Genomic DNA, 25221 nt, shown 5'->3' with positions numbered 1-25221 from the left:
CCATCAGCAACATCTGATTGATTTGGCTATATGAAAAAGGACGCCCTCGTCACGAATATGACGAGGGCGTCCTTTTTTTATCTTTTTTTTGAAATAATATAAAAGTGCATAAAAAGAACTGACTTAATCCCTAACGAACCGAACACACGCTATTAGCCTACATTTCAACGAGATGGGATTCTAACGAATCACAGAGCAGACAAAGTCTCATATTTAGCCCTATAGGGTGCAACAAGTTCGTTAGAGCGAGCACTTACAGCCAGCACGTCGCTTTATTTGTTTGCCGTTAAGCCACTGAACGGTTTGCTACCTTTAGGAAGTAGATCTTTATACATGAACGTGAACTCAGGGAAACCTTCCGCGTAAGCGGTGTACTCATATAACTGGAAGAACACAACTACACCAGTAGGTGTTACATAGAAATCCTGATCCTTATTCAAGCCTTTATAGCCCTCAAGGTAACCACCACGGCCTTTAAGCTGATCCCCCACTTTTTTGCTCACCGTTTCACGCACGGTTTTGTTATTTTGAATCACATCATTCAGGCTCAATTCCTTACCGGAGTCTAATGCAAAGGTGTGCCCTGTACGGAATGACATGCCATGTGCGCCCGCATAATCCTCATAAGTTGACGTAATGAGCCCAAGCACACCATTTTCGTTGTACGTCACAACATAAGAACTATCAAATTCATATGGGCGGCTCGCTGCTTCGTCGCCAAAGTCCTTGGTTTGTTTTTTGAAATCTGCTACAAAAGCATCTACTTCATCCTTCAACACTTTGTTGATCGCCGCTTCTGCTTCTTTGCTTCCAAGTCCGCTCACCTGAGGATATTGAATATCCACTTCAGCATTCTTGATGCTGACATCCACTTTTGCCGCTTTGACTGTCACGCTATTTTGCTTCACTTTGCTCAGCGTTAGTGTCTTGGCTTTGCTATCCCAACTGCCCTGAACACCCAAATAATCTCTCATTGCGGAAAATGGAATGTACAATCGGCCATTGATCAGCTTCGCTTCTACCCCTGGGTAATATTTATTTATTCTCAGCATTGGATCACCATCCAACAGGCTGATCGTCATCGTATTATTGGCTGCTGTCAGGGCATACTCTTTGTTTTTCGCATCATATTTCAGCGTTCCACCTGCCACATCTTTCACTGCGGTAAGAGATACCCAGGTTGATCCCCCTTGCAGCAATCCTTTTTGCGTCAGTGTTTTGCCTCCGGATTTCAACGTCACCTCATTAGGTGTTGTCACTTTCGTCGATACCGAAGCAGCCTGTACAGAACTATCCTGCCACACAGCCCCACTCCCTACAATAATTCCTGCCGCCAACAATGCACTTGTCCATTTTTTCCATGATGTCATATATAAAACTCCTCTCTGAATTCACAATTAGGTGTCATTGCGTATGTAAACCTTGACCTGATCGTATGTCTCATACGCTCACCTCTTTATTATAACTAACCCAATTCCGGAAAGGTTTACAGCTCCAGTTACAATGTTGATGAATATCTGGCGGATAAATTAACCGGAAATGACCGTTTTGTCACGAACATCTATACAAAAAAGATACCAAAAAACAGCATTTCATTACGCTAAAAAAGCTCGCCCCCGACTAACTTCATCAAAGTTCGCTATTTCAACAAAAAAGACCCTGTCCCCAGGACAAAGTCTTTGTCATTATTTCTTTTTACCCTTTCAAAATGTCGCTCGAAAAAGTATTCAATCTTTATTCTATCTTGTTTATTTCATTTCGTAAGTAATGTTCAACGTTGTGCTGACTTTAACCTGTCCTGTTTCAATAGCTGTGCCGCCGGCTGCATCTGACTTCGCTGACATCAAAGCTTCGTTTGCGTACATTACAGGCACATTGGCATCTCCTTGGTTCACAGACAGTACACTACCCAATTGACGTTTAATCGCCTTAGCAATAGCCCCAGCTTTCACATCAGCATTAGCTACCGCTTTCTCAATGACTTGAGCTTCAAAGCTTTCCGGATTTTCTACAGTAAAGCGCACGTTCTCAATGTTGTTGGCACCTGCTTGAGAAGCAGCGTCCAAAAGCTCACCAATCTTGTCCATCTCACGATACGTGATCGTCAGTGTATGATGCGCTGTGTATCCTTTTACTTTTTGTCCTTCATTATCGTTATACGTGTAGTTCGGCTGTACATAAAACTGACTGGTTTGAATATCGTCCGCACTAATTTTCCACGTGTTTTTTAACAGGTTCGTTACTTTTTGAATTTTGGCAGCATTCGCCTTCTGGGCAGAAGCAGCCGTCTCTGCGGTACTGTTTACTCCGATAGAAAGATAAGCAATATCAGGCTTCACCTGAATCTCACCTTTACCTACCACATTAATAACGTTTTGCTGAACTCCCTGTACCTCGGCAGCATACGCATAATTACCAGGGGCCACCCACGCAGTACCCCCAACGAGCAACGTGCCTGCTACCAACACCGCTCCAAGCGGTTTCATCCATTGTTTGCCCATGATATTAGCCTCCTTGTGTTTAACATTTGAAATTCAAAGCTGTTTGATACCTTAACAGACGGGACAAATTCCAAAATGTTGCACTTGACTGACCATGAAACGCAAAAAAGTCCCTTTCGGGACTTCTTCATTGGGTTCAACCATATCTTATTGGTTCTCAAGCTCTTCCTTGCTTACCAGACTAACTAAAGCGTTTACAGCCTGTTCGGCATCCGCGCCTTCTGCACTAATCTGGATTTCAGTACCTGTACTGATTGCAAGGCTCATGATCCCCATGATACTTTTTGCATTGACTTTTTTGTCGTCTTTTTCGACGAACACTTCTGATGAGTACTTATTCGCTTCTTGAACGAACAGTGCCGCAGGTCTGGCATGGAGACCCGTTTTCAAACGGACAACTACCGGGTGCTTTGTCATGGAAACTTACCCCCTATTATGAAATCTGGACATTAAATACACAATTATATTTATACAACATTATAACATTAACCCGTGCAGGACACTAGAAGAAAAAACTCAGGCTGATTTGGATGCCATAATCATGACTGTTTTGCCCTGTCACATCTCCTCATTATACCAGAGAAAGGCTTCCATATCCTTAGCGACCTTGCTGTTTAGTCTATCTGTCAGTGAAGAACCCCAGCAGCCAGACTCGCGAGCTTATTACTTAAGTCATCCATAGCGCTCTTTACGCACCTTGTCAGCCAGCTCATCGATCTTGCGAAGCCGATGGTTCACACCCGACTTGCTAACAGTACCCTTGAGCAGTTCGCCTACTTCCTTCAGATTGATGTCAGGATGGGCGAGTCTGACCTCAGCAACTTCGCGCAGCTTCTCGGGCAGTGATTCCAGACCCACTTCCTTTTGCAACAGCCTGATGTTGTCGATCTGTCTGACTGCTGCTCCAATCGTCTTGTTCAGATTGGCAGTCTCACAGTTGACGATTCGGTTGACGGAATTGCGCATATCTCGCATGATACGTACATCCTCGAATTTGAAGAGGGCCTGGTGTGCACCAATAATGCTGAGTAGCTCAATAATTTTCTCGCCTTCCTTAATGTATAGGATGAATCCTTTTTTACGTTCTATACACCGGGCATTGAGATGAAATTCATTCGCCAGATCCACCAGGGCCTGACAGTGCTCCTCATACATCGACGCAATCTCCAGGTGGTAGGATGAACCCTCTGGGTTATTGACCGAACCTCCTGCCATAAATGCACCGCGAAGATACGCGCGTTTACAACAGTTTCTCTCGAAAAGCTCCTCACTAATCCCAGGCGTAAACAGAAAACCCTCGGATACAATGGACAACTTTTTTAGAATCTCCTGCACCATGGTTGGAATCCGAACAATATATACATTGTTTTTTTTCAGCCGCATTTTTTTGCGAACAAGCAATTCCGTATGCACTTGAAAATGCTTTTTAAGCAGAGAGTATGCCCGTCTTGCAATGGCGGCATTCTCCGTCGAAATATCCAAGATCACTTTTTTATTCGATACCTGCACTGAACCAAGCATACGGATGAGGGCTGAAAGTTCCGCCTTTTCGCAGCACGGTTCACTCTCGATCATCGTTAATTCTTTTTTGGTCTGTGCTGCAAACGACATGGGACTTCACCTCTTCCGCAACATCCAATTTTGTACAAGTTGATAGATGTGATGGCTCAGTTTGTCGGCGTCATGACGAAGATAGGTCCGGAATAGGACCAATGTATCTGCAACGACTTGATATCCAGCACTCTTCAACACATTCATATCCAATACAACCGGTTTTGCTCCCTTTTCCGCATACCTATTCTGCACTTGCAGCGGAATATCACCATTATTCACAATGACATAGTCAAAAATCTGATGCCCTACATGCTCATGAACCGCCTTAAGGTGGTCACTCACCGTATAATTATCCGTTTCTCCTGGCTGTGTCATCACATTGCATATAAACATCTTCACCGCATCTGCCTGTACTACGGCCTCTGCCAGCTTTGGCACGAGCAGATTGGGCAGAATGCTTGTATATAAGCTTCCTGGTCCAATAAGAATGGCGTCTGCTTGACGAATGGCCTCGACGGCCTCTGGCAACGGCTCCACGTGATCCGGTTCAAGGAAAACACGTTTGATCCGTCCGCCCGCCTCAGGGATTTTGGATTCGCCCGTAATAATCGAGCCATCCTCCATCTCTGCATGCAGAACTACGGCCTGCCCAGCAGCGGGCAACACCTCACCACGAACGGCAAACACGCGGCTAAGTTCCCGCACAGCGGTCACAAAGTCGCCCGATATATCCGTCATTGCAGCCAAAATCAAGTTACCCAGGCTGTGGCCTGCAAGCCCTGCGCCTGTATTGAAGCGGTAATTCAGCATATCAGCCAGCAACGGTTCTACGTCAGCCAGTGCTGTGAGCACGTTGCGAATGTCACCCGGAGGTGGCATTTGCAGCTCATTGCGCAGGATGCCTGAACTTCCTCCATCATCCGCAACCGTAACGATGGCCGTGATGTCCAACGGTTTTTCTTTCAAACCGCGCAGCATCACGGATAGCCCGGTTCCGCCGCCCATTACAACAATTCTCGGACGTTCTCTTCGTGGTCCGGCTTCTTTCATCCCTTCACCCTCTTCAATGACGGTCCCGGTCGGCGTCGCGATGGCTCACGGTGACAGCTTCTGTTTCGCTGCTTCCCAACATTTTGCCCAAATATTCCGATATTGCTACCGAACGATGCTTGCCTCCGGTACAGCCGATTCCAATAATAACCTGGCTTTTGCCTTCCTTCCGGTATTGCGGAATCAGAAAATGCAGCATATCCAGCAGTTTCGTCAGAAATGCCTGCGTCTCCGGCCATTTCATAACATATTCATACACATCACTATTCTGTCCCGTATTCGGACGTAAATGCTCAATATAATGCGGATTTGGTAAAAAACGTACATCAAACACTAAATCAGCATCAATTGGAATACCATATTTGAACCCAAACGACGTAATATTTACCGACAGCATATTGCTTTCCAGATGGGAAAAGCGGGATATGATGCGCTCTTTCAGTTGAGCAGGCTTCATCGTACTTGTATTCAGAACCTGATTAGCGGAATTTTTGAGTTCCTCCAGCATCTTGCGTTCCAGCCGGATGCCGTCCAGCGGCATGCCCTCAGGAGCCAGTGGATGTCTGCGCCTACTCTCCTTGTAGCGCTGAACAAGTACAGAATCTGTAGCGTCCAGAAATAGAATTTCACAATGAGTGGTATAATGATGATTTTTAATATAGTTCAATGACTCGGACAGCGCTGTAAAGAATTCACGCCCTCGTAAATCAATAACAAGTGCCACCTTGCCGATCTTGCCGTTCGACTGTTCAATTAGTTCCGCGAATTTGGGAATCAATACCGGCGGCAGGTTATCCACACAGAAGAAACCCAGATCCTCTAGGCTTTGTACTGCAATTGTTTTCCCTGCTCCGGACATGCCCGTAATGATAATGAGCGTGGCGCCTGTGCCCGGTGAAACTTCACCTTCAAGCATAAATGTCCCCTCCTTATCCTATTGCCGGTTTATACTGTTACGAGGTTACTAGGAACGCAAGAGAAGACCTGCCGCGCCAACGATACCTGCATCGTTGCCTAGTGTTGCTTCCAGAATCTGAACCCCTTCTTGCAATGGTTCCGGTGTTAGCTTCGCAAATACGGTACGTACTTCATCGAACAAAATCGTACCCGCTTTGGATACACCACCACCGATAATGAACAACTCAGGATTGATAACAGCCGCTACAGCCGCCATCGATTTGCCCAAGTAGAAGGCTGCGCGATTGACAATTCGCAATGCCACTTCATCGCCCGCCTTGGCAGCATCGAATACTTCCTTCGCTGCAATCTTGTCGACAAGCGCCAGAGATGTATGGTCGCCACGCTCTACAGCGTCTTTGGCCATACGAATAATTCCGGTTGCTGAAGATACAGTTTCCACACAGCCCATTTTGCCGCATCCACACTGAATCGCTTCCAGATCAGGCACAACACTGATATGACCAAGCTCACCAGCCATACCGGAGAACCCTTGATAGATCTTGCCGTTTATAATCATGCCACCGCCAACGCCTGTACCGAGCGTATAACATACACAATTGTCCACACCCTTGCCAGCACCCGCCCAAGCTTCACCCAGTGCAGCCACATTGGCATCGTTATCTATTTTAACAGGCTTGCCCAGACGTTCTTCCAGAATCGAACGAATGGCTACATTCCGAAATCCGATGTTAGGGGCAAGAACGATAATTCCCTCGCGTACATTCGTGAATCCGGCCACTCCAGCACCCACACCCTCAAGTTGTTCCCAACTGTAAGGCGATTCAGCAACGATATGACGGACATACTTTTCGATGTTGGCGATGACCGTGTCTACGCCCTTATCCACTTCAGTCGGTCCTTCATACGTATGCATAAGCTGACCTAGTTCATCGCATATACCGACCTTGATTGCTGTTCCGCCGAGATCGACCCCAACGTAGATTTTCTCAGACATGCTACAAGCCACCTTTATCTATCTAAAATAGTTTAATCCTACGTACCAACTATAATTGAAGGATACGCCTGGGTCAAGACGATAAGACCATTGCTGCAGTTAGCTCCACCGCTATTGTGAACAACATCATAGGCTATTTTGAATACGTATACAAACCCATATGTCTTCTATTAAAACGCAAGCTCTGTCCCTTCCTTCATAGAAGAGGAAGCCTCAATTCATGATATTGCATCATCACTCATTCCATGCATGAAAGATGACCGTTGTCACCTGAAAGGTCATGACAATGGTTACTAATCCTGTCACTCTCCAATCCCTAAGATTGAGTTACGGCATGGAGAGTGTGACACACAAAAACGCCTCCCTTAACGGAAGGCGTCGTTTTATCTTCATTTTAATATAACATCCATAGTGGAACTAATTCTTCATAATTCTTCATCGTTACAGCTTTGTTTCCACACGTATTGGTTCTTCCGTTTTCTCCATCTTGTTGACATCCAGAATGTCGAGCAGGAAGACGAAGATTGGAATACCAATAATCAGTCCCCAGATCCCCAGAAAATGCTGTGACAGAATCAGTACGATAAACGTGTAGAACATCGGCAACTTCGTTTTGTGCGCCATCAGCTTGGGATTCAGGAAATACGTCTCCAGCGCATGAATGATAATGATCATAATGATCACAATAATGCCGAGCTTCAACCCACCCATCTGATACCCGATCAGACAGAGCGGTACCAATGAGATAATAACCCCCGCAACGGGTACCAAACTAAGCAGGAATACCAGAATGGTCAGTGCGAACAAATATGGGAAGCCCAGAATCCATAAACCGAGGATCGTCAGTACGGTATTAAATACAGCAATCAATAACTGTGCCTCAATTACTTTTCCAAAGGAGGATACAAATTTATCTCCCAGGTACGCAACTTCATTATAAAACCAGCCAATCTTGCTCGTTTTGAACTTGGACGTGAATTTGGCTATCTCCTGCTTTTGTAACAAGAAGAACAGACTAAGAATAATAACCAATAGAATGAATTCCAGCCACTTGCTCAAGGCGAAAATATATTTCAAGGCGTTATTCGTATAGTTTTTGATATCGAATGATTGAAGGTAGCCAGCAATTTTGGAAGCAAAATTATCACCCTCAGCCGTATCCAGAAATTTCATAATTTCATTTGTTAACTGAACGACCTGATCCACGATCCGTGGTGAATACCTGGAGATACCCAGTACAATGGCCGCAATAACGATAACATAGAGCAGTATGACCACGACTTTATAGTTAATCGGAAACAACCGATTTAACCACCCAGTAATAAAATGCTGTAGCCTGTTCATGACATACGTCACCAGGAATAACAGCAGAATCATGTGCAGCATATTCCCCATGCTGAACAGAATCAAACAAAACAACAGCAGGATCAAAAATCGCCTAACTGTTGCATTCTGTAACCAATCTTTTATCATTTCCCCCAAAGTCTTCACCTCACAGCTAATATGCCCAATATGTATACGATCTCATGCCCATTAAAGTTTCAAAAAAAGAGAAGCCTTCCGGCTTCTCTCACATCATGAGACTTCCCGTTGTCTCTTACTTCTAACTTATGCCAAACCACACCGTCGTCATGCTTACTTATCCAGTGTTTCGCTCCAATCGTGGACAATACTGCCTTCAAGGAACTTCTCGCAATCCATCGCTGCCATACAACCTGATCCTGCCGCCGTAATGGCCTGACGATACTTCGTATCCTGAACATCACCACAAGCGAATACACCTGGAATATTGGTCTCCGTTGTACCCGGTTTAACGACGACATAGCCGTGTTCATCCAGTGCAATATGATTCCCTAGGAATCCGGTGTTCGGTGTATGCCCAATCGCGACGAATACACCCTCCGCTTCGAGCAGCTCTTCCTGACCTGTCTCGTTGTTGCGCACCTTCAGTCCTTTGACACCCAGCGCTTCAGGCACAACTTCAAGCGGTGTACGGTTCAAAGCCCACTTTACCTTCTCGTTGCTACGAGCCCGATCTTGCATAATCTTGGATGCACGCAATTCATCCCGGCGGTGAACCAATGTGACGTCCGTTGCGAAACGAGTCAGGAAGCTCGCTTCCTCCATGGCGGAGTCCCCACCGCCAACAACCACAATCTTTTTGCCGCGGAAAAAGAACCCGTCACACGTCGCACACGTACTCACACCGCGTCCCACATTCTCCTGCTCTCCGGGAATACCGAGATAACGGGCAGATGCACCCGTCGAGATAATGATCGATTCGGCTTCCAGTTCACCAATGCCTCCAACCTTGACCTTGAATGGCGGTTTGCTGAAATCCACTTCTTCCACCCAACCGTTTTTGAATTCAGCGCCAAAGCGCTCTGCTTGCTTACGCATATTGTCCATCAGTTCCGGACCCATAATACCTTGCGGAAAACCAGGGAAATTCTCAACTTCCGTTGTCGTCGTCAATTGACCACCCGGTTGAAGACCTTCGATTACCAGCGGGTTTAGATTAGCACGAGCCAGATATATCGCTGCTGTCAGACCTGCTGGTCCGGTTCCGATCACAATCGTTCTGTATTTAGACATATAGATACAGCCTCCTTGATAAGGTTGAGAGTGTGTTGTACTAGCGATTAACTTGCTATGATGATATCCTACAGGCATTCCGAGGCCTATTCGTTAAGTTTACCCGTTTTCCAGGCCAATGTATCCTTCACGCTTTGAAATCCATCCCGAAGCAAAATTTCACAGAAAGCCTATACGATTGGTGGGTTGCTGCTACACACCAGGTTAATCTGTCGAGCATATTTACTAACGGTGGAAGCTGATATGCCATATCGGTCTGCTACGCTTTGATAGGAAACTGGGCGGCTATGGATCTTGGCAGCCAGATACTCCAATCCTGCAGCTAGACCCTCAATTTGCTTGGTACCGGGCACCTCAGGGTGCACGCGGGATACATATTCATTCCACAACCGTTCCATCTCTTGCTGTAGCTCCGCTTTCGCTTCAGACATCTGCAGCGCCCGATCCACAACAGCCTGCCAGTGTGAAGAAGATTGCACATCCGCGCGTTCCGTCGTGGACTGAATATTCTGAATCGAACGTGCGGCCACAGAAGTCAGGGTTCGCAGAACAGGAGATACATCCTGTTTTGGTTCCGTCGAATTCAGATCGCTCAGTACGGAACGCGCTGCTTCTATCAGCTGCCGATCTTCTTCGGGTTCCTCAATGAAGGATTGCAATGCTTGCTGCACCTCATAATCACCAATCATGCCCAGTGCATGAATGACCTGAAGCTTGGTTGCCCGGTCACCATGTCGCAATGCCCAGAAGAAAGAGGAACGGATCAAAGGATCATTTTTCATCTCTTCAGGTATGCCGTTTCCATAGTCTTCCCATTGTCTGAATTGCTCATCAAAGGGCAAATGATAGTGGTAACTCAGCTTCTCCGGATCTTGCTCCCCTTGCCGTACAGCCTCCAGACCCGACAGATAGTAACGGGAAACTTCAGAGCCGGGGTCCAGCTTGCCTACATGACGCCATAGGCGCTCAGCTGCATCGTAACGCTCCGTATTATAGGCGGCCACAGCTGCATAATGGGCGAGCGCAGGATCAGCAGCCGTTTCTTCCTCCTTCAACAGACGGCGGAAATGAATATAGGCCGTATCGTGTTGACCCAGGATACCCATCGTGGTAGCCAGTTTGTAGACCTGTTCGTGCTGGAAAGGTACAATAACACGCAATTTTTTGATCAGAAGCAGCACTTGATCTACCCGGTTCTCATTCTGGTGAAAGATTGCCAGATTACACAACGCATGCAGATTACCTGGCTCCTGTTCCAGTACTTCCGCAATCGTCTCTTTTGCTTTGGGAAACAACCCCATATAGTAATAGGCAAGCGCCAGATTGTTGCGCGCAGCCAAATAATCGGGATAATCCGGTGACATGCCTTCAAGCAGCTCAGCTGCTTGTGCAAACTTCCCTTCTTCCAACAGCTCGCGCGCCTGATCGTGTTCAACCACACCTTTACGCGACTTGATCCGGTTCAGTTTGGCTGGGCGATCCAGCTCGTAATATAGAAGCTCCATCATCTCTTCGGCTTCTGTCATGAACTGACCCTGGGTATCTTCCTCCAAATACGTAACAAGCGCTTGTTCGGCTTCTTCAAACCGATCCATATTCGCATAATTGTTTGCCATGTAAAAATAACATTCTGTCATGGACGGATCAACCAGTTCCAGCACATGCGCAAGAATGGCATTGGAGGCTTCGTAATCCCCCTTCTCTGATAATATACCCGCCATATTACAATGATTCACCGGATTTTCCGGTTCATATTCAACAGCTTTACGAAAATATTTTAATGCCTTGTCGACGTGATTACGGTCCAGCGAGCGGACAGCTCTCTCGAAAAAGAAAGAAGCATCCAAGTGAATCGGTATAACATTGGCGAGGTGTCCCTCAGCCCGCAGTAGCTTGCCCTTCATCTTCCAAGGCACCTCCTCTTTGAATTCATTCATACTCTCCAGTATACCACATCTTAAGGCCCACTTCTCAATATGTAGTTTCATGTCGTTTATGAAAAAAATGTAAAATAAAAAAGACATCTCATCCACCAATTCGAATGAAATGACATCTATTGACTTTCTGATTCTAACAAACCCCATTTTTTGAATATATAGATCAATCCTATGTATGAGAACATTCCGATCAGTGACAAATCCTACCCTTAGAAAAACCAACTGAACTTGAGTAAGCACTGATAAGAATGAACGATCAGGTTGTACATGGTAGCAGATCTCCCTTGATCGATTACTTCATGCTTGTTGCAAGACCGAAACCTTGCAGACAACCAAAAAATTTGATTTAACATGTATTCAAGCATTTAGGCATACCTCACCTGAATTATATGCTACTTCTTTATAGTTCCAATACAGTTGGAAAAGAGTCTTGTTCCCATTCCTACAGATATATATCGTAGATGGAATTCAATTATACTTTGGGTGATCTTGAAATACAGATTAGTAAACTTCACCATCGGGGACTGGAATAACTTGATTCTATTTATGCTTAGAGTGTAGTAGTTTGAGGATGAGTATCCTCTTATTATGAATGCGGACACATAGAAATAGTAACAATGAAAATCAAGGAGGATAAGGGAAAAATCCTTTCAGGACTCCTTCATTTATGTTTATGTGTGATGATTTATCAAGCCAAGTACGACAGGGCATGCTTGTAATGATTTATAAGCGGTCTTACATTTAATCATTCTACTTACCGAGAAATCTTCATGAGTTTTAATGGGTTTACGACGTCTACCCATGGGCGAAGAATGCTAACTTATGTATTGGGCTAACCATTCTTGCATTAGGGCCAGCAGCAGTACACTGCGTTCCCAGATATTTATATAATTTGTTCAAAAGCAAATCTGCTGAGTCCTTTGTTGGACTTTCTTGCTATTCCAACTGCTATTTTTCCCAACAATTTTATATAATTTACGCTTATACCCATAAACCACTAGCCCATAAACATTTTTTTATTTGACACCCGATTCTTTTTCTATACCACGTTAGTCTATCCTTATCAGTGAAGGACATCTAGCTGGCTTCGTTTGATTATGGTAAGATGAGTATAGATTCCATGGCCTGATTCTCCTTGTGATTGTTTTGTCATAACCTCCCCCTCCGCGAATCTGCCATTTGCCATTTTTATTCTTTAGCTCATTTCGCACTTCATATTTCAATCCATTCAACTCTGATCCTTACCCACTTTGTGCGACATTAGGCTAACGTATAAAATTACGTCGTTTAAGTCGATTAAAAGGTATATTATCTTAAGGAGATGTTATATGATTATTACAAAAGTAAAACCGCTCGTAATCATCTTAATATGCTTGGTTGCCTTAACCGGATGTTCAAAAGAGGTAGAAATTAAAGAAAATAAGTTCACTTTAGATGATGTATTAACAGCACTTGAATCACAAAAACTGGATTTAGTGTCTTTTGGTATAACTGGGTATCCTTTAAAATTAAATAATGTTATACCTGAGGCATACTCAGTTGAGGTGCCAGAGGCAGAAGAACAATACAACCCTGAATTTATACATTTTTATATCTTCAATTCTGAAAAGGATCGTATAAAAGGGGCTAAAGAATTCAATAAACACATGGAAAGTACCAGTTCTACAACGTTCCCCTTTCTATATGAGAAAAAAAATGTTCTCATCGTTTACTGGAGTAAAACAAAAGATAATCCTCTGTTAAATACAGCAATTGAAACTGCAATAGAGCAACTGAAGTTACATTAGTGCACACATATAATGGACTGTGCAAAGTTTCGCACTTTAACAAGGCAGTGAATCCTTTATATTTATGAAACGGCCTGAAAAGTGCAAAACGACCGGTTGCGGGGCATGATCGAAATGCGCTAATAATTTCAGTGCAGATTTAAGATTCCCATACAGAATTATATAGAAATTAAATATACCCCCTTTGAATGGCATTAGAATAAACCCTCTGGTTTATTCGATGAGATTCTAGGGGGCATTTTTTATAGCGATTAAAGGGCGGCAATATAGCTACTAAGAATAGATAAATAATGAAGATACTCGCTTCACATTGTGTGGAAGTGGACCTACTGAAAGATTAGTGAACACTTGTGAAATCACAATCTAACGAATAAAAAATGGAAGCGGAAATACCATGGGCAGAGTAAATTCAGGCTCTTGGATCAACGAGGCAGAAGAAAAAGAATATATCCATCAAAACTGATATGTTCAACAACATATACGGAAGAATGAAATGCTAAATAAGTGTTAGGAATAGCTGCCAAAACTTATCCCACTAGCATTCTATACAAACTCTTTCCCATATGATATCTAAATCTAGTCGAGGCACAAATCTGAGTCGAGAAATACATTCATTTTATAACCAGGCATAGGCCTCAACGTAAATTAAACAAACTGACGCCGATAGAGTACCGACGCCAGTTCGCAATCCAGTTTTTTCAATGTCCACTAAAGACCAGTGACCAATTAGTACGCGATGGATTTTATTTCATAGTAGACTACTTAATAGCAGCATAATTTATTTCTAGTTTGTCTTGGGAAGCGTTTAAAAGCCCTGTTTGATATTCATTAAAATCGGTAATATCGTTAATTGTTCCTTCTTTTACTAATTGATCAAAGAGTTTACCAAGTAAAATAGCTTTTTCATAACCATATCTTGTTTCTTCACTATTCCAAAACTCTTCTTCTGTTAAACCTGTTATTCTAATTCGATTCGACATGAGTTCTTTTACTAAATAATTATCTGGATCTAGATCTGGATCGTTTAACGCAGCTTTTTCCGCTGTAATAACATCATCAATCTCTTGAGCTGTTGCTTCAAGTCCTAGGTTTTTAGCATTTTGTACAGTCAGTTCTGATTTAATAAGTTCATTGATAATATCTTCATCACTTTGGGAAGCCTGCTTCACTAGATTATTATTATTTTGAAGACTACTGATTAACTCAGAACTCTTCTTGTAAAAGATAAATTTATCCCTTGTAATTTCGATTCCTTCCCCCACAACCAACGGAGATTCAGCTGTTAAATTACGATTTAATTTTTCTTTCTCAAGACTTAATTGAATCTCATCAAATCCGTCTTTAGTTTGTTCTTTTGGAATAGTCGACTGAGAATATATAACTGAACCTGTCAATAGTAAGGCAGCAAATACGCCCATCATAATTGATATATATTTTTTTTTCAAAAGTAGTACCTCCTAATGTGATATTCTGAACGAATCGGAAACACTTCCACCACCGGTGCATTTACCAATATTCGGTGTTGCAACACCGTAATTTTCGACGTTCACAGAAAATGGGGAATCAGTAGTATAAGACCATCCATTAGATTTGTAGCCTATAATAGCTGTTCCGGGTGAAACAATATAGCTTCCTTGAACAGGTAGACTAATCGTCTGAGACCCAAAATTAGTGGACTTTCTTATTCCCAGCGTTGTTGAACATCCAGCTAGACCATAGCTACTTGAAGAAGATGCACTTGCATTTGATTCTGTATAAGTATACAATGTCGAACCTGACTGAACTTTAGATGAATATGTTAATGATGAAGATACTGTGACAAGTACAGTAAATGAAAGCCCTCCGTTTAATCCCCACTGAATAATATTTTTTGATGTGGAATTAGTATCAACTGCCGCACTTGCGGTTGAATAAAAAGGGACCATTAATAAAGCAAGACACAAGGGGATAACTACCAACAACCTTTTTATTTTCTCCAAAGAAATACCTCCAATTATTATATTCCCCCAAGAATATAGCCCCTCCAACAGCCTAAATTTGGGAGTGTTATACTATATAAACGCTTACAACGCACAAAAGTTTAAAAAAATACAAAATAATGGGTGTTATCATGAAAAATAGTATAAAGGTCTCGTATTAATATCTGCCACAGGAAGGAAAAATTATTTTTATGAATGGCAATAAATTTCATCATTCCTTTTTATTAAGTCTAAGTGAATAGTTAATCAATGCATTTATTATATAAAATGCATTGATCGCTATTATGATCTCTCTATTCATCGTTGTATCCTGCGGCCAGGCTAGGGCCCATCCATCGAAATAAAATCTTTCATTCATGGTATTTTCCGTAATTATTCTCAAAAAAAATATACCGAGCTCAGGGCTCGGTATATAGTTTAGTAATGAATTAAACTGAGACTGAAAAGCTTTGTTTGAATTTTCGAGATAGCATCTTTAAGCGCAGAATCGTTTTCTACGGTCAAATCTTGCATCATCCGTATCCCTTGAAGAATCTCAGTATTATTGCTCTCAATGAACACTAAATATTCTATTGCTAAAATGGGATATCATCCAAATGACCCTTAAATAAGCTACTACATAATATTCAACTTGAAGATGGCGAAAGTGCGATATGAATGGTCTTATCAAACGGAGTCATGAAGTTGACCAGCACAACTTTGCACTTGTCAGGCAGTTTCGCCTCCCGCACCGTTGCCGCCAGATGCCCCAGTTCGCCCCCAGACATCTCTATCCAGTCTTCTCCACAGGTATAGCGCAACGTTCCGCCTTTCCACAAGTAGTGCCCCTCACTCGTTTCAATCGCGTCCTCACAGGTCAGCTCCCCTTCGCTTCCGAATACCAAGGACAGCTGCATCATCATGTCCCCCGGTTCCTTTCCTGTGAGATGCATCGTCCAGCCAGTTTCCGTTTGCAGCACTTCTGCCCCTACTTGGAACGTCTGCTCATGAGTCAGTTGACGGCTCTGATGGGGTAGCAAGTACCAAGGACTTATCGCTGATGCAGCTGATTCCGGTAGCAGATTCGCAGGAATCGGACCGTAGTAGCCCTTCTTCTGCTCACCCGATAGAAGATATCCTGACGGGAATTGGGTCATCTGTTGCATCGGTACATATCCCGGGTTGAAATACGAAGCCAGTTGAACCGCGAGCAAACGTACCTTACCATGTCGAAGGGCGAAGAAGGAAGGAATCTCTGTCATCACAGTCACACTTGTCCCGCCATCTCGAATACGAGCCACAGGAGCACCAAAATCGGTATGCATCCGACTGTGAGAGATACGCCCATGATGGCCAGCTCTCTCCATCTGCCCCAGATAACTCTCGCGCACAAAATTCTCATTCAGCATAATCTCATACTTCTCGGGGAGTTCATCCTTCGTACCGCTGGTCTGTTGAAGTTCAGGCTCCAGCAACAATCTAACGAGAGCGTTGACCGAGCATACGCCCGGGTCCGTCAGTGTACTATCTGCCCAGGCTGCCATGCCCGCAAAAACCGGATCTGCATCCATCTTGGCCAAGATGGCATAAGGCAGGTAATACGACGACAAGTCATGGATACTGCCCAGATCCTGCCGACCTGAATAATCCGTCACAATTTCCCCTGTAGGGTGTACGAGATACACCATCATGCGTAGGTTCAGACGCACCGGCTCCAGTAGTTCCGGGCGGTCCAGCAACCTTGCCGCATGTATCAGCATGATATCACTTACAGCATTATAGATTCCATTGCTGCGCTCAGTCCACTCGCCGTCCGGTGTAATATCCATCCCTTCAGCCAGCCATTGCTCTGCGCGCTGCACAGCTTCCTCTACACCAAAAATATCATGCAGGAAACCAAGTGCAGCACATAACACCCAGCGATGATTTGGCGTATGACAACCTCCCGTTAACATCGTTGGAATGGTTCGTTCCAGGAACAACCGCATATTGTCCAGTACGGGCTTCAGAGGAGCCCAATCCTGCTGATCAAGGAGCTGGTATAGCTGAGAATATCCTACAATGACAAAAGCGGTATCCGGTGGGGAATGGTAGTTGGTCCAGCCGGGTGAGATCGATCCGTCCTCATGCTGCTGGCGAAGTACATACTCGCTCGCCAACCGCAGTCTGTCCAACAACGCCTCATCCCGATAGTACATCGAGTCGGGATTGGAAAGGGCTGCGCCCCAATAACACATATCCGTTGGTGTTCCAGTGGTGTGGTTGACCCAAGCCACGCCCGTGAACGGATCAATGGTTCCACCAAAGTAGCGGCTCTCCGGATCAAGCATTTGTCGGTTTACGCCCCGTTCTACCGCCCTGTCATTGCTTTCTACCAGTTGTCTGTACATATGCAGTTCCCCCTCCATACCCATGCATTTGCCCTATGTGCGAAGTATACACCTTTCTGACTACAGCCAAATTGAAAGCACCATGCCACGAACACGGGCTTTGATTTCTCGTCACAGTTCCATTCAAAATCATAAGATCAACCGGCTACGCGCTTTGCAGCCCAAGCCAGCTGATCTTATCTCTCATCACATTTAGCTTTCGAGCGGCTCCATCTTCTTCATCAGCAAATCGTGGCTTTCATGAATTGCATCAGGTTCGCAGGCCGATTTCAGTTCATACACCTTCACCTGTGCCCGGCGGATCATGGGTAGATAGGCATCATAGAAGCTCATATCCTTACTGTGTACATAAGGGCACCAGTGATCAGAGAGACCCAATGTCTCATGGATATGGACACCTACGATATCATCCATCAGCCCCTGCATTTCTCCCACACTGTCATAGAGGCCCAGTCGGTCCATCATGATCGCATGACCGGTATCGTACCAGATACCAACCGGAGCCCCTTTGAGGGCCGTGATAATTGTCTTGGCTTCTGCCAGCGTAGGAATCTGTTGTGGTCTGGACCGCGTCTCTATGCCAAAGCGTACATCCAGACCTTTGGCAGCCGCTCGATTGCAGACCTCATCCAGGCTAACGATAATCTTTTGTACATAGCCTGAACTGAATGCCTGCCGCCGTTCCATCAGTTCTTCCCACTTGCTGCGATATTTCGGGGAATCGGTCCCTTCTTCGTTATACAGCTTGCCAAGCTCCTTACTGATATCCAGAGGGAAAGGGATCTCTCCTGGATGTACGACTACTGCTTCAGCCCCATAACGATGAGCATATTCTGCCGATTCAACAAGTAGTTCTATGGCTCGCTGGCGTTTAACTTCATCCTCGAATCCGAGCAGTACGGAATCCGTACCATAATCCGGATCAGGGTCATGTGGAAAAGTGTTATGAACACTGGAGATGCCGATGTCACCGCGCTCAATCAGGGGCTCAATGGTCGTGAGCATTTCCTTCGTTACGTTATAGTTGAGTTCAACCCGGCGAAAGCCAAGTTCGGTAATCTCCCGAATCATATCCTCACCCACGGTATGATTTCTGATATTCCAGCATGTCGAAAACGAATATATGCCCTTATCTTGTTGCTGCATCTGTTTTCCTTCTCCTCCCTCTGGCTGAACCTCTTCCGACAGCCCTGACTCAACCTTTTACCGCGCCAAGCATCGCACCGCTGACAAAGTACTTTTGCAACCATGGATAAACAAGGAGAATCGGTACAGTTGCAAAAATAACGGTCGCTGCCTTGAGACTCTCTGGAGTTAGTCGTGTACGGTTAGCACCCTCCATCAACGTAAGCTCACTTACCATGTTGTTCTGTACCATTTGGAAGAGCTTCAGCTGAAGCGGGTACAGCTTCGGATCATTGATGTACATCAGGGAATCCTGGAAGCCATTCCACCGTCCCACCGCATAGAACAGGGCCAGTGTAGCGAGTACCGGCATGGATAACGGCAAAATGATTTTAAAGAGCGTGTGTACATGTGAACTTCCATCAATCTCAGCGGATTCTTCCAGACTTTCCGGAATGCCTCTGAAGAAGGAAATCAAGATAATCAGATTAAAAGGACTGACCAAACCTGGCAGAATCAGTGCCCAGACGGAATTCAGCATATTTAAGTCACGAATCAGCAAATATTCAGGAATGATTCCGCCGCTGAAAAACATCGTAATGATGATCACATACATGAAGAGCTTGCGGCCCTTCAACTTTTTCTTCGTTAACGGGTAAGCAGCAGCGATGGTAAACAACATGCAAAGTAGTGTCGTTGCGATCGTAAGAACAGTCGTAAAGCCCAGTGAATAGATCATGGATTGATCAGAAAATACCTGCCCATACGCATCCCAGTTGAATTCTTTCGGGAAAATCGTCACTTCACCCGATGTAATTGCCCGGTTCGAGCTGAGCGAGATCGCAATGGTGTGCAGAAACGGAGCCAGACAAAATATAACAAACAGGCTAATAAAGGAGATATTAACGATATCAAAAATCCGGTTTGAGGTGCGTTCACTCATTTGCGCACAACTCCTTTACTGATGGTCTATATAAACAAGCCGATTGGCGTATCTTTCGTTCTTTGACAATCTACAAAATGCCTTCACCGGTTGCTTTCTTCGAAATATAGTTGGAGCCGAGTACAAAGATCAGACCCACTACTGCCTGGAACAGTCCGACAACGGTTGCTAACGTGTATTGTCCTGATTCAAGACCGACTCTGTATACAAAGGTACTGAGTACATCGGAATATTCACGTACGGCCGTGTTACCAATAATATAAGGCCGATCAAAGCCGATGCTGACCATATGTCCAAGATTAAGAATAAGCAAAGTCACAATGGTTGGTTTGATACTCGGCAACGTAATATGCCAGATTCTCTTCAGCCGCGATGCTCCATCAATCTCAGCCGCTTCAAACAATTCCTTGTTCACTCCGGTTAATGCGGCCAGATATAGAATGGTTCCCCATCCTGCACTTTGCCAGACACCTGTGAACAGGTACGTAACAAGCCAAGGATTTTTCTCTGTCAAAAATGGTATAGAATTTAAGCCCATGCTCTCCAGCACACCGTTAACCATACCGGATTGATTACCGAACAATTGGTATACAATTCCCCCGATGATGACCCAGGAGATAAAGTGAGGAATGTAAAGAATCGTCTGCGATATTTTTTTGAACCATTTAAATCGAACTTCATAGAGCATAATGGCCAAGATGATTGGTGCAGGGAACGAAACGATCAGGTCAAGAAAATTTAGCATAAAGGTATTGCGTAATGTGGTGTAGAATTCTTGCATCCCAAATACCTCGCGAAAAGCATCGAAACCGATCCACTCACTGCCGCTGATGCCCTGAAACAGGTTAAAGTCTTTAAAGGCGATCTGCACACCGTACATCGGTCCATAGCGAAAGATCAGAAAATAAATAAGGGGCAGGGAAATCAGCAGGTACAATTGCCAATACCTTTTCAAGTATGTCATGGTCAAGTAGGTTTCCTCCTATCAACAAAGAAACGGCTGTGCCGCCAACCAAGCTGGCGGCACACGTTCCTTTCTAAGTTAAGCAGTGTAGCATGCATATCTGTTTCGAACTTGATATCATGAAGGGTGAGCTATTTATTTTGCAGCAAGTTCCTGAACGGCTTGTTCAAGCTCTTTCTTCAGCTCTGTGCCGCCCAGTGACATGAAATCAGCTATTTCCTTTTCATACACCGCTTCGAATTCTTCCGGTTTTGCCATGGCTGTTTTTACGATAATGACATCGAGTTTGTCTTTAAGTGCTGTGCTGTATTTCATCTCTGCTTCAATCGGTCTATCAAAGACGATGGGTCCCACCGTGTCGGTGTTGGCAATATCAATGGACTGTTTCAGAAGCTCCTGATTATTTTTCGGGAAGCCCAAAATCCATGCTTTTTCGTTCGTTGCCTGATCACCAATGTTTTTACCGTTAGAGATAATGGCAGTATCCCCTGCGCTGAACAGACGATCCTTCGCTTCCTGGGTTGCATCTTCCTTCACAACCGGAATGCCGTCTACCAGATCATAGTTCTCACCTTCCACACCACTGTAGATGTCGATCAGGTTGTTTTCAGAGGCCATCCAGTCCAGATATTTAATGGCTTCCACAGAGCGTTTGCTGCTCTTCGGAATCATGATGTACATGCCGTTTGTACCGTAGCGAGACTTGATGTGTTTGTTGTCTGCATTCGGATTGGTGTATACATCAACCGGCAGCACTTTGCTGTCTTTTACATTTTTGCTCAAATTGTCCATCGTGCCTTCTCCGTAGAACATGGCATCGACATCTTCAGACCAGTAGCCAATGTTGCCATTTTGGACATCCTTACCTAACTGCGCTTTATCTTCATCAAGACTGAAGTCTTTACTGATCAATCCTTCATTGTAGAGCTTGTTCAGGAACTTCATTGAATCCTTGAAGCCCTCATGGAGTGGCAATTCATACCGTTGACCATAAGTCAGATCGCCACTGACAGGTTTGATGAATGAGTAAATCAGTGTTTCATACTGAGCTGGAGCCAGTGCCATACCCATTGGGATGTTTTTGCTGCCAAGCTGGCCAGGATCTTTTTCTTTAAATGCTTTCAATGTTGTATATAATTCATCTGTGGTCTTCGGCACGGGCAGTCCCAGCTTATCGAGCCAATCCTGACGAATGTAGGAGCTGTATCGACCTGTGATGGCACGTTTACCAGGAATGGCAAACTGTTGTCCCTCCACTTGCCCGAACTTCAATGTATCTTCACCCAGGAACTTCTTCAGGTTTGGTCCGTGCTGATCAATCAATTCTCCGACATCCGTCAGACCTCCCTGCTGGGCATAACGATAAAACACGCTTGAGTCATAAACAAAGACAATATCAGGGACATCTGTATTGCTAGCCATCAGGACATTCAGCTTCGTAACTTCCTCGGAACGCTGAACAGGTACGAATTGCACATCAATATTGTTGGGATCGCCGAACTTCTCCTGAATCATTTTAGACAGATAGTTGTTTGTAATCGTGTACGGTGAAGGGCTATTACCACGGTCAAAAATCTCCACCTTCAAGGTAACACGCTCACCATTACCACCTTCTGCTGATTCTTGATCTGATGCAGATGAGCACCCCGCAAGTAAAGAAACGCCCATTACCATCGTAAGCGCCAAACCCATCCATTTCTTCAGACTCCCTTTGGTTGCTTTTCTTGTCATTTTGTCATCCCCTTTTGCTTTGCGTGAATGTTTAAAGCTTGCCCAGAGTATTTCACATTTTTCCGCTCTTCTGCAATAAACCAGTTTCGGAAGCGCTTTCACAAGGATTATGGTTTATACGTATGCCTATTTTCGCACACTGACTATTTTCCTAACCCCTTGACTAACCTGTGCTGGAGCCTCATTTCGTGCAATTCCATCCTAATTCACCTTCCGTTGCTGTATAAACCATTTTCATGCACTGCCCATATTCGCAGAGGACAGCAAAAAGGGAATACATCTGTGCCCCTGCGGAAAATAGTTGTACCCCTTTCAGCTTACAGATAAACCAACGGAAACAGGGCGAACCCATGCATGTCTACTTTCCTAAATGGAGAGTGACTGCTTGGAGTTCGCCCTGTACCTCATCCTGATGTACAAACAAACGAAGTGTTTTTGTTATGACTCGGACCCTCGGTGTTCACGTTTCAAACGTCTAAAATCTCCTGGTGTAATACCTGTCACCCGCTTAAACACTCGTCCCAATGTAATTCCGTTCGCATACCCTACCTTCAGGGCAATGTCCTGCAATGAATGATCCGTTTTCAGCAAAAGCTGTTCAGCCTCCTTCATGCGAAGCTCTGTAACAAAGTCAACAAACTTCATGTTAAATTCTGTCTTGAACAAATAACTCGCATGTTTGCCCGTAATCTGGAATCGATCACTCAGATGTTTCAGTGAAAGATCCGGATTCGCAAACTGTTCTTCAATATAATTTTTCATTTCGTTAACCATCGCTTTGTAACTCTTGGTTTCCGTTACCGCCACATAGGTTCTGAACAGATCCGTCAGATTATCGAACAAGAGAACTTTGACATCTTCGAGCGTCTCCGCCTCTTCCACCAATTGTAACCACTTGTTGATATGCTCTTCTGACAGCTCTTCCTGTAATCCTTCCGACATCATGGCCACTTCTCGGCTGAGCATCTGTAACATCGCCTGAATCAGGGAGCGAATCTCATCATCCGGCAGCTTGTTCTGTTCGAACGCTGTAAAAATCCCCTCCAGCTGATCACGCCACTGAGTGCTCGACATCCGGAAACGTTTAACAAAGTCAGCAATCATCTGCAAATAGGTGTAGGTATCCAGCAAGGGATGCTGATGTTCTCCGCAATCCCCCTGACCTATGTCCCCGTTCATCAACAGTTTACGTTGCATCACCGCCTCAGCTGCCGCATAGGAATCCCGAATCGAACCTATGCCTTCAGCAATAGGCCCAATTCCGAAGCTAAGGGAAATACGCAGATTCTGTTCAACCCAGGACTGGCATTCCTCTGCCACAACGCGAATCTGTCCTGACATATCCAAGCTACTGTTTTCGCTGTTTTCTTTCGACAAGAAGAGGATTGCAATTCGATCTGCACTGACCCATTCTGCCCAGCATTGCACTCCTGTATTACGTGACAGCTCTTGCAGGACATTCATTAAGGCAAATTTCAGTGTGTTTTGCTCGCCTCTCGTGTACCGCTCCTGAAATCCCTTTTCATACTTGTTGATCTCACCAACCACAACGGCAAAGCGTGACGAATCATGCACATCATTGAGCGGTGACAGCTCCTTCAATTGCTCCGCGGCTTGATCCATGTGTTCCCCAAGCAACAAAGCATTAAAAAGCTTACTACGTTGTAAAAGTGCATTTTCCCTGCTCTTCTTATCGTAATCCATCATATGATTAATCAGATTCTCAAGCACACCGTCAATCATTTTCATCTCATCGGTACGGGTGCCTGACTGTTCCAACGCACGAATCTGATGAGCTTCGATCCGGTTCATGATGATCTGAATAGGCTTATAGTTACGACGAGTAATATAAACGATATAGATGATAGCACAGATAACAGTCACAATGGCAATAACGATCCACACGTAAGACACAACCGATACCCAACCAAACAGGTTACCCGCCTTGATCCCGCTGGATAGCGTCCAGCCCAGTCTTTCCAAGGAAAGACTATTCAGCTCTTGTCCATCTGCCGAGCCTTCATGATCGGAATGTGCGTTATATACAACTTTACCGTCTCGGTCCATGATCGTCATGAAGGAAAGTTGTCCATTCACCATGCTGTCCACACTCTGCTCGATGCTGCTCATCTTAATATTAATGACTAGGGCACCCTCTGTGCCAAAAGGCAGAGGCATATCTTTATTCACCGTCAACACCCGAACAGGGGTGCGTTGAATAAAGTCTACCTCCATTTCCCTGACAGGCTGCCAGCCCGGACCAAGAGATCCGCCCAACATCTGATCAATCCACGCCTTATCCGAAAAACTTTCCACTTCCCTGGAGCCACTCACGGTTAAAACACTTTTATTTTTCTTGTCATATAGATAGATGGATTGAATCCATGAGGAAGAACCAGTTAGCTCACGCAAACTCTGTGCAATATTGTACACGGTTTCTGAACTGATTTGATTTGTATTATTAAAATAAAGCTTATAGGACTGCTCGCTCTGTACCGCTTCCGTTACGGATAGTTCAATATCCCGAATTGTACGATCCAACGTGGTCGCCAGATAACTGGAAGAGATACGGTCTGCTTTCCTCGTTTCCTCTCTGGAGACGTCATTAATGAAAACAAACGCAATAAAGATGAGTATAGTCATGGTTAGAAAGAAAATAGGAAAATACGAAAACAATAACCGGTAATACCAAGTACGCGACAATAGACCCCACTCCTCACTCCACGATGCCAATGTTCATTAGCCGCGGTTCTACTGTTCATCATCCGTCA

At 44.6% G+C, this 25221-nt stretch carries 19 protein-coding genes; 1 reads left to right on the top strand and 18 read right to left on the bottom strand.

Translation table 11 applies throughout. The features are described from left to right. Positions 1–272: 272 nt before the first annotated feature. The 10 genes from ACR32F_RS00915 to ACR32F_RS00870 all read right to left on the bottom strand — a co-directional run bounded on the left by ACR32F_RS00915 (position 273) and on the right by ACR32F_RS00870 (position 11519). Positions 273–1370: a PdaC/SigV domain-containing protein gene (locus ACR32F_RS00915; RefSeq protein WP_440115302.1), complete on the bottom strand. Its 1098-nt coding sequence runs from the start codon at positions 1368–1370 to the stop codon at positions 273–275. A gap of 378 nt (positions 1371–1748) precedes the next feature. After that, complete coding sequence (locus ACR32F_RS00910) at positions 1749–2501, bottom strand: SIMPL domain-containing protein (protein WP_440115300.1); 753 nt, start codon at positions 2499–2501, stop codon at positions 1749–1751. Positions 2502–2648: 147 nt separating this feature from the next. Then, the gene (locus ACR32F_RS00905) at positions 2649–2918 is read right to left on the bottom strand and encodes an HPr family phosphocarrier protein (RefSeq protein WP_017691248.1); all 270 of its coding nucleotides are present in this window, start codon (positions 2916–2918) and stop codon (positions 2649–2651) included. A gap of 255 nt (positions 2919–3173) precedes the next feature. Continuing rightward, positions 3174–4112: a DNA-binding protein WhiA gene (gene whiA / locus ACR32F_RS00900; RefSeq protein WP_440115298.1), complete on the bottom strand. Its 939-nt coding sequence runs from the start codon at positions 4110–4112 to the stop codon at positions 3174–3176. 6 nt (positions 4113–4118) lie between these two features. Further along, on the bottom strand, positions 4119–5105 hold the full coding sequence (locus ACR32F_RS00895) for a gluconeogenesis factor YvcK family protein (RefSeq protein ID WP_440115296.1): 987 nt from the start codon (positions 5103–5105) through the stop codon (positions 4119–4121). A gap of 13 nt (positions 5106–5118) precedes the next feature. After that, complete coding sequence (gene rapZ, locus ACR32F_RS00890; protein ID WP_440115294.1) at positions 5119–6021, bottom strand: RNase adapter RapZ; 903 nt, start codon at positions 6019–6021, stop codon at positions 5119–5121. A 48-nt stretch (positions 6022–6069) separates the two neighbouring features. Further along, positions 6070–7020, bottom strand: coding sequence for an ROK family glucokinase (locus tag ACR32F_RS00885; protein ID WP_440115292.1), 951 nt, complete (start codon positions 7018–7020; stop codon positions 6070–6072). A gap of 441 nt (positions 7021–7461) precedes the next feature. Further along, positions 7462–8493, bottom strand: coding sequence for an AI-2E family transporter (locus ACR32F_RS00880; RefSeq protein ID WP_440119631.1), 1032 nt, complete (start codon positions 8491–8493; stop codon positions 7462–7464). 162 nt (positions 8494–8655) lie between these two features. After that, positions 8656–9615 (bottom strand): thioredoxin-disulfide reductase, encoded by a 960-nt coding sequence (gene trxB / locus ACR32F_RS00875; protein ID WP_440115290.1) that lies wholly within the window; start codon positions 9613–9615, stop codon positions 8656–8658. Between the two features lie 170 nt (positions 9616–9785). Then, the gene (locus tag ACR32F_RS00870) at positions 9786–11519 is read right to left on the bottom strand and encodes a tetratricopeptide repeat protein (protein ID WP_440115288.1); all 1734 of its coding nucleotides are present in this window, start codon (positions 11517–11519) and stop codon (positions 9786–9788) included. A gap of 1361 nt (positions 11520–12880) precedes the next feature. Here ACR32F_RS00870 and ACR32F_RS00865 point away from each other — a divergent pair. Next, positions 12881–13339 (top strand): hypothetical protein, encoded by a 459-nt coding sequence (locus ACR32F_RS00865; RefSeq protein ID WP_440115286.1) that lies wholly within the window; start codon positions 12881–12883, stop codon positions 13337–13339. Between the two features lie 758 nt (positions 13340–14097). Here ACR32F_RS00865 and ACR32F_RS00860 read toward each other — a convergent pair. The 8 genes from ACR32F_RS00860 to ACR32F_RS00825 all read right to left on the bottom strand — a co-directional run bounded on the left by ACR32F_RS00860 (position 14098) and on the right by ACR32F_RS00825 (position 25153). Further along, entirely contained in the window at positions 14098–14784 is a 687-nt protein-coding gene (locus tag ACR32F_RS00860; RefSeq protein WP_440115284.1) for a SurA N-terminal domain-containing protein, read from the bottom strand. Between the two features lie 12 nt (positions 14785–14796). After that, positions 14797–15318, bottom strand: coding sequence for a hypothetical protein (locus tag ACR32F_RS00855; RefSeq protein WP_440115282.1), 522 nt, complete (start codon positions 15316–15318; stop codon positions 14797–14799). Positions 15319–15944: 626 nt separating this feature from the next. Then, positions 15945–17687 (bottom strand): hypothetical protein, encoded by a 1743-nt coding sequence (locus tag ACR32F_RS00850; protein ID WP_440115280.1) that lies wholly within the window; start codon positions 17685–17687, stop codon positions 15945–15947. Between the two features lie 192 nt (positions 17688–17879). Further along, positions 17880–18833: a sugar phosphate isomerase/epimerase family protein gene (locus ACR32F_RS00845; protein ID WP_440115278.1), complete on the bottom strand. Its 954-nt coding sequence runs from the start codon at positions 18831–18833 to the stop codon at positions 17880–17882. 49 nt (positions 18834–18882) lie between these two features. Continuing rightward, positions 18883–19755: a carbohydrate ABC transporter permease gene (locus ACR32F_RS00840; RefSeq protein ID WP_440115276.1), complete on the bottom strand. Its 873-nt coding sequence runs from the start codon at positions 19753–19755 to the stop codon at positions 18883–18885. A 70-nt stretch (positions 19756–19825) separates the two neighbouring features. Next, positions 19826–20719 carry an ABC transporter permease gene (locus ACR32F_RS00835; RefSeq protein ID WP_440119629.1) on the bottom strand — a complete coding sequence of 298 codons (894 nt, stop codon included), beginning with the start codon at positions 20717–20719 and terminating at the stop codon, positions 19826–19828. Positions 20720–20854: 135 nt separating this feature from the next. Continuing rightward, positions 20855–22450, bottom strand: coding sequence for an extracellular solute-binding protein (locus tag ACR32F_RS00830; protein ID WP_440115274.1), 1596 nt, complete (start codon positions 22448–22450; stop codon positions 20855–20857). Between the two features lie 438 nt (positions 22451–22888). Continuing rightward, positions 22889–25153 carry a helix-turn-helix domain-containing protein gene (locus tag ACR32F_RS00825; RefSeq protein WP_440115272.1) on the bottom strand — a complete coding sequence of 755 codons (2265 nt, stop codon included), beginning with the start codon at positions 25151–25153 and terminating at the stop codon, positions 22889–22891. Positions 25154–25221 lie beyond the last annotated feature (68 nt).

It is taken from the genome of Paenibacillus hebaui (genome assembly GCF_051934385.1).
Taxonomy (GTDB): domain Bacteria; phylum Bacillota; class Bacilli; order Paenibacillales; family Paenibacillaceae; genus Paenibacillus.
This window is presented reverse-complemented; position numbering and strand designations above follow the sequence as displayed.

Excerpts from the sequence above, each read along its gene's own strand:
- ACR32F_RS00895 (WP_440115296.1), bottom strand. The coding sequence starts at position 5,105 with ATGAAAGAAGCCGGACCACGAAGAGAACGTCCGAGAATTGTTGTAATG.
- ACR32F_RS00845 (WP_440115278.1), bottom strand. The coding sequence starts at position 18,833 with ATGCAGCAACAAGATAAGGGCATATATTCGTTTTCGACATGCTGGAAT.
- ACR32F_RS00870 (WP_440115288.1), bottom strand. The coding sequence starts at position 11,519 with ATGAAGGGCAAGCTACTGCGGGCTGAGGGACACCTCGCCAATGTTATA.
- ACR32F_RS00865 (WP_440115286.1), top strand. The coding sequence starts at position 12,881 with ATGATTATTACAAAAGTAAAACCGCTCGTAATCATCTTAATATGCTTG.
- ACR32F_RS00850 (WP_440115280.1), bottom strand. The coding sequence starts at position 17,687 with ATGTACAGACAACTGGTAGAAAGCAATGACAGGGCGGTAGAACGGGGC.
- ACR32F_RS00830 (WP_440115274.1), bottom strand. The coding sequence starts at position 22,450 with ATGACAAGAAAAGCAACCAAAGGGAGTCTGAAGAAATGGATGGGTTTG.
- ACR32F_RS00885 (WP_440115292.1), bottom strand. The coding sequence starts at position 7,020 with ATGTCTGAGAAAATCTACGTTGGGGTCGATCTCGGCGGAACAGCAATC.
- ACR32F_RS00840 (WP_440115276.1), bottom strand. The coding sequence starts at position 19,755 with ATGAGTGAACGCACCTCAAACCGGATTTTTGATATCGTTAATATCTCC.
- trxB (WP_440115290.1), bottom strand. The coding sequence starts at position 9,615 with ATGTCTAAATACAGAACGATTGTGATCGGAACCGGACCAGCAGGTCTG.
- ACR32F_RS00880 (WP_440119631.1), bottom strand. The coding sequence starts at position 8,493 with ATGATAAAAGATTGGTTACAGAATGCAACAGTTAGGCGATTTTTGATC.
- rapZ (WP_440115294.1), bottom strand. The coding sequence starts at position 6,021 with ATGCTTGAAGGTGAAGTTTCACCGGGCACAGGCGCCACGCTCATTATC.
- ACR32F_RS00905 (WP_017691248.1), bottom strand. The coding sequence starts at position 2,918 with ATGACAAAGCACCCGGTAGTTGTCCGTTTGAAAACGGGTCTCCATGCC.
- whiA (WP_440115298.1), bottom strand. The coding sequence starts at position 4,112 with ATGTCGTTTGCAGCACAGACCAAAAAAGAATTAACGATGATCGAGAGT.
- ACR32F_RS00910 (WP_440115300.1), bottom strand. The coding sequence starts at position 2,501 with ATGGGCAAACAATGGATGAAACCGCTTGGAGCGGTGTTGGTAGCAGGC.
- ACR32F_RS00835 (WP_440119629.1), bottom strand. The coding sequence starts at position 20,719 with ATGACATACTTGAAAAGGTATTGGCAATTGTACCTGCTGATTTCCCTG.
- ACR32F_RS00915 (WP_440115302.1), bottom strand. The coding sequence starts at position 1,370 with ATGACATCATGGAAAAAATGGACAAGTGCATTGTTGGCGGCAGGAATT.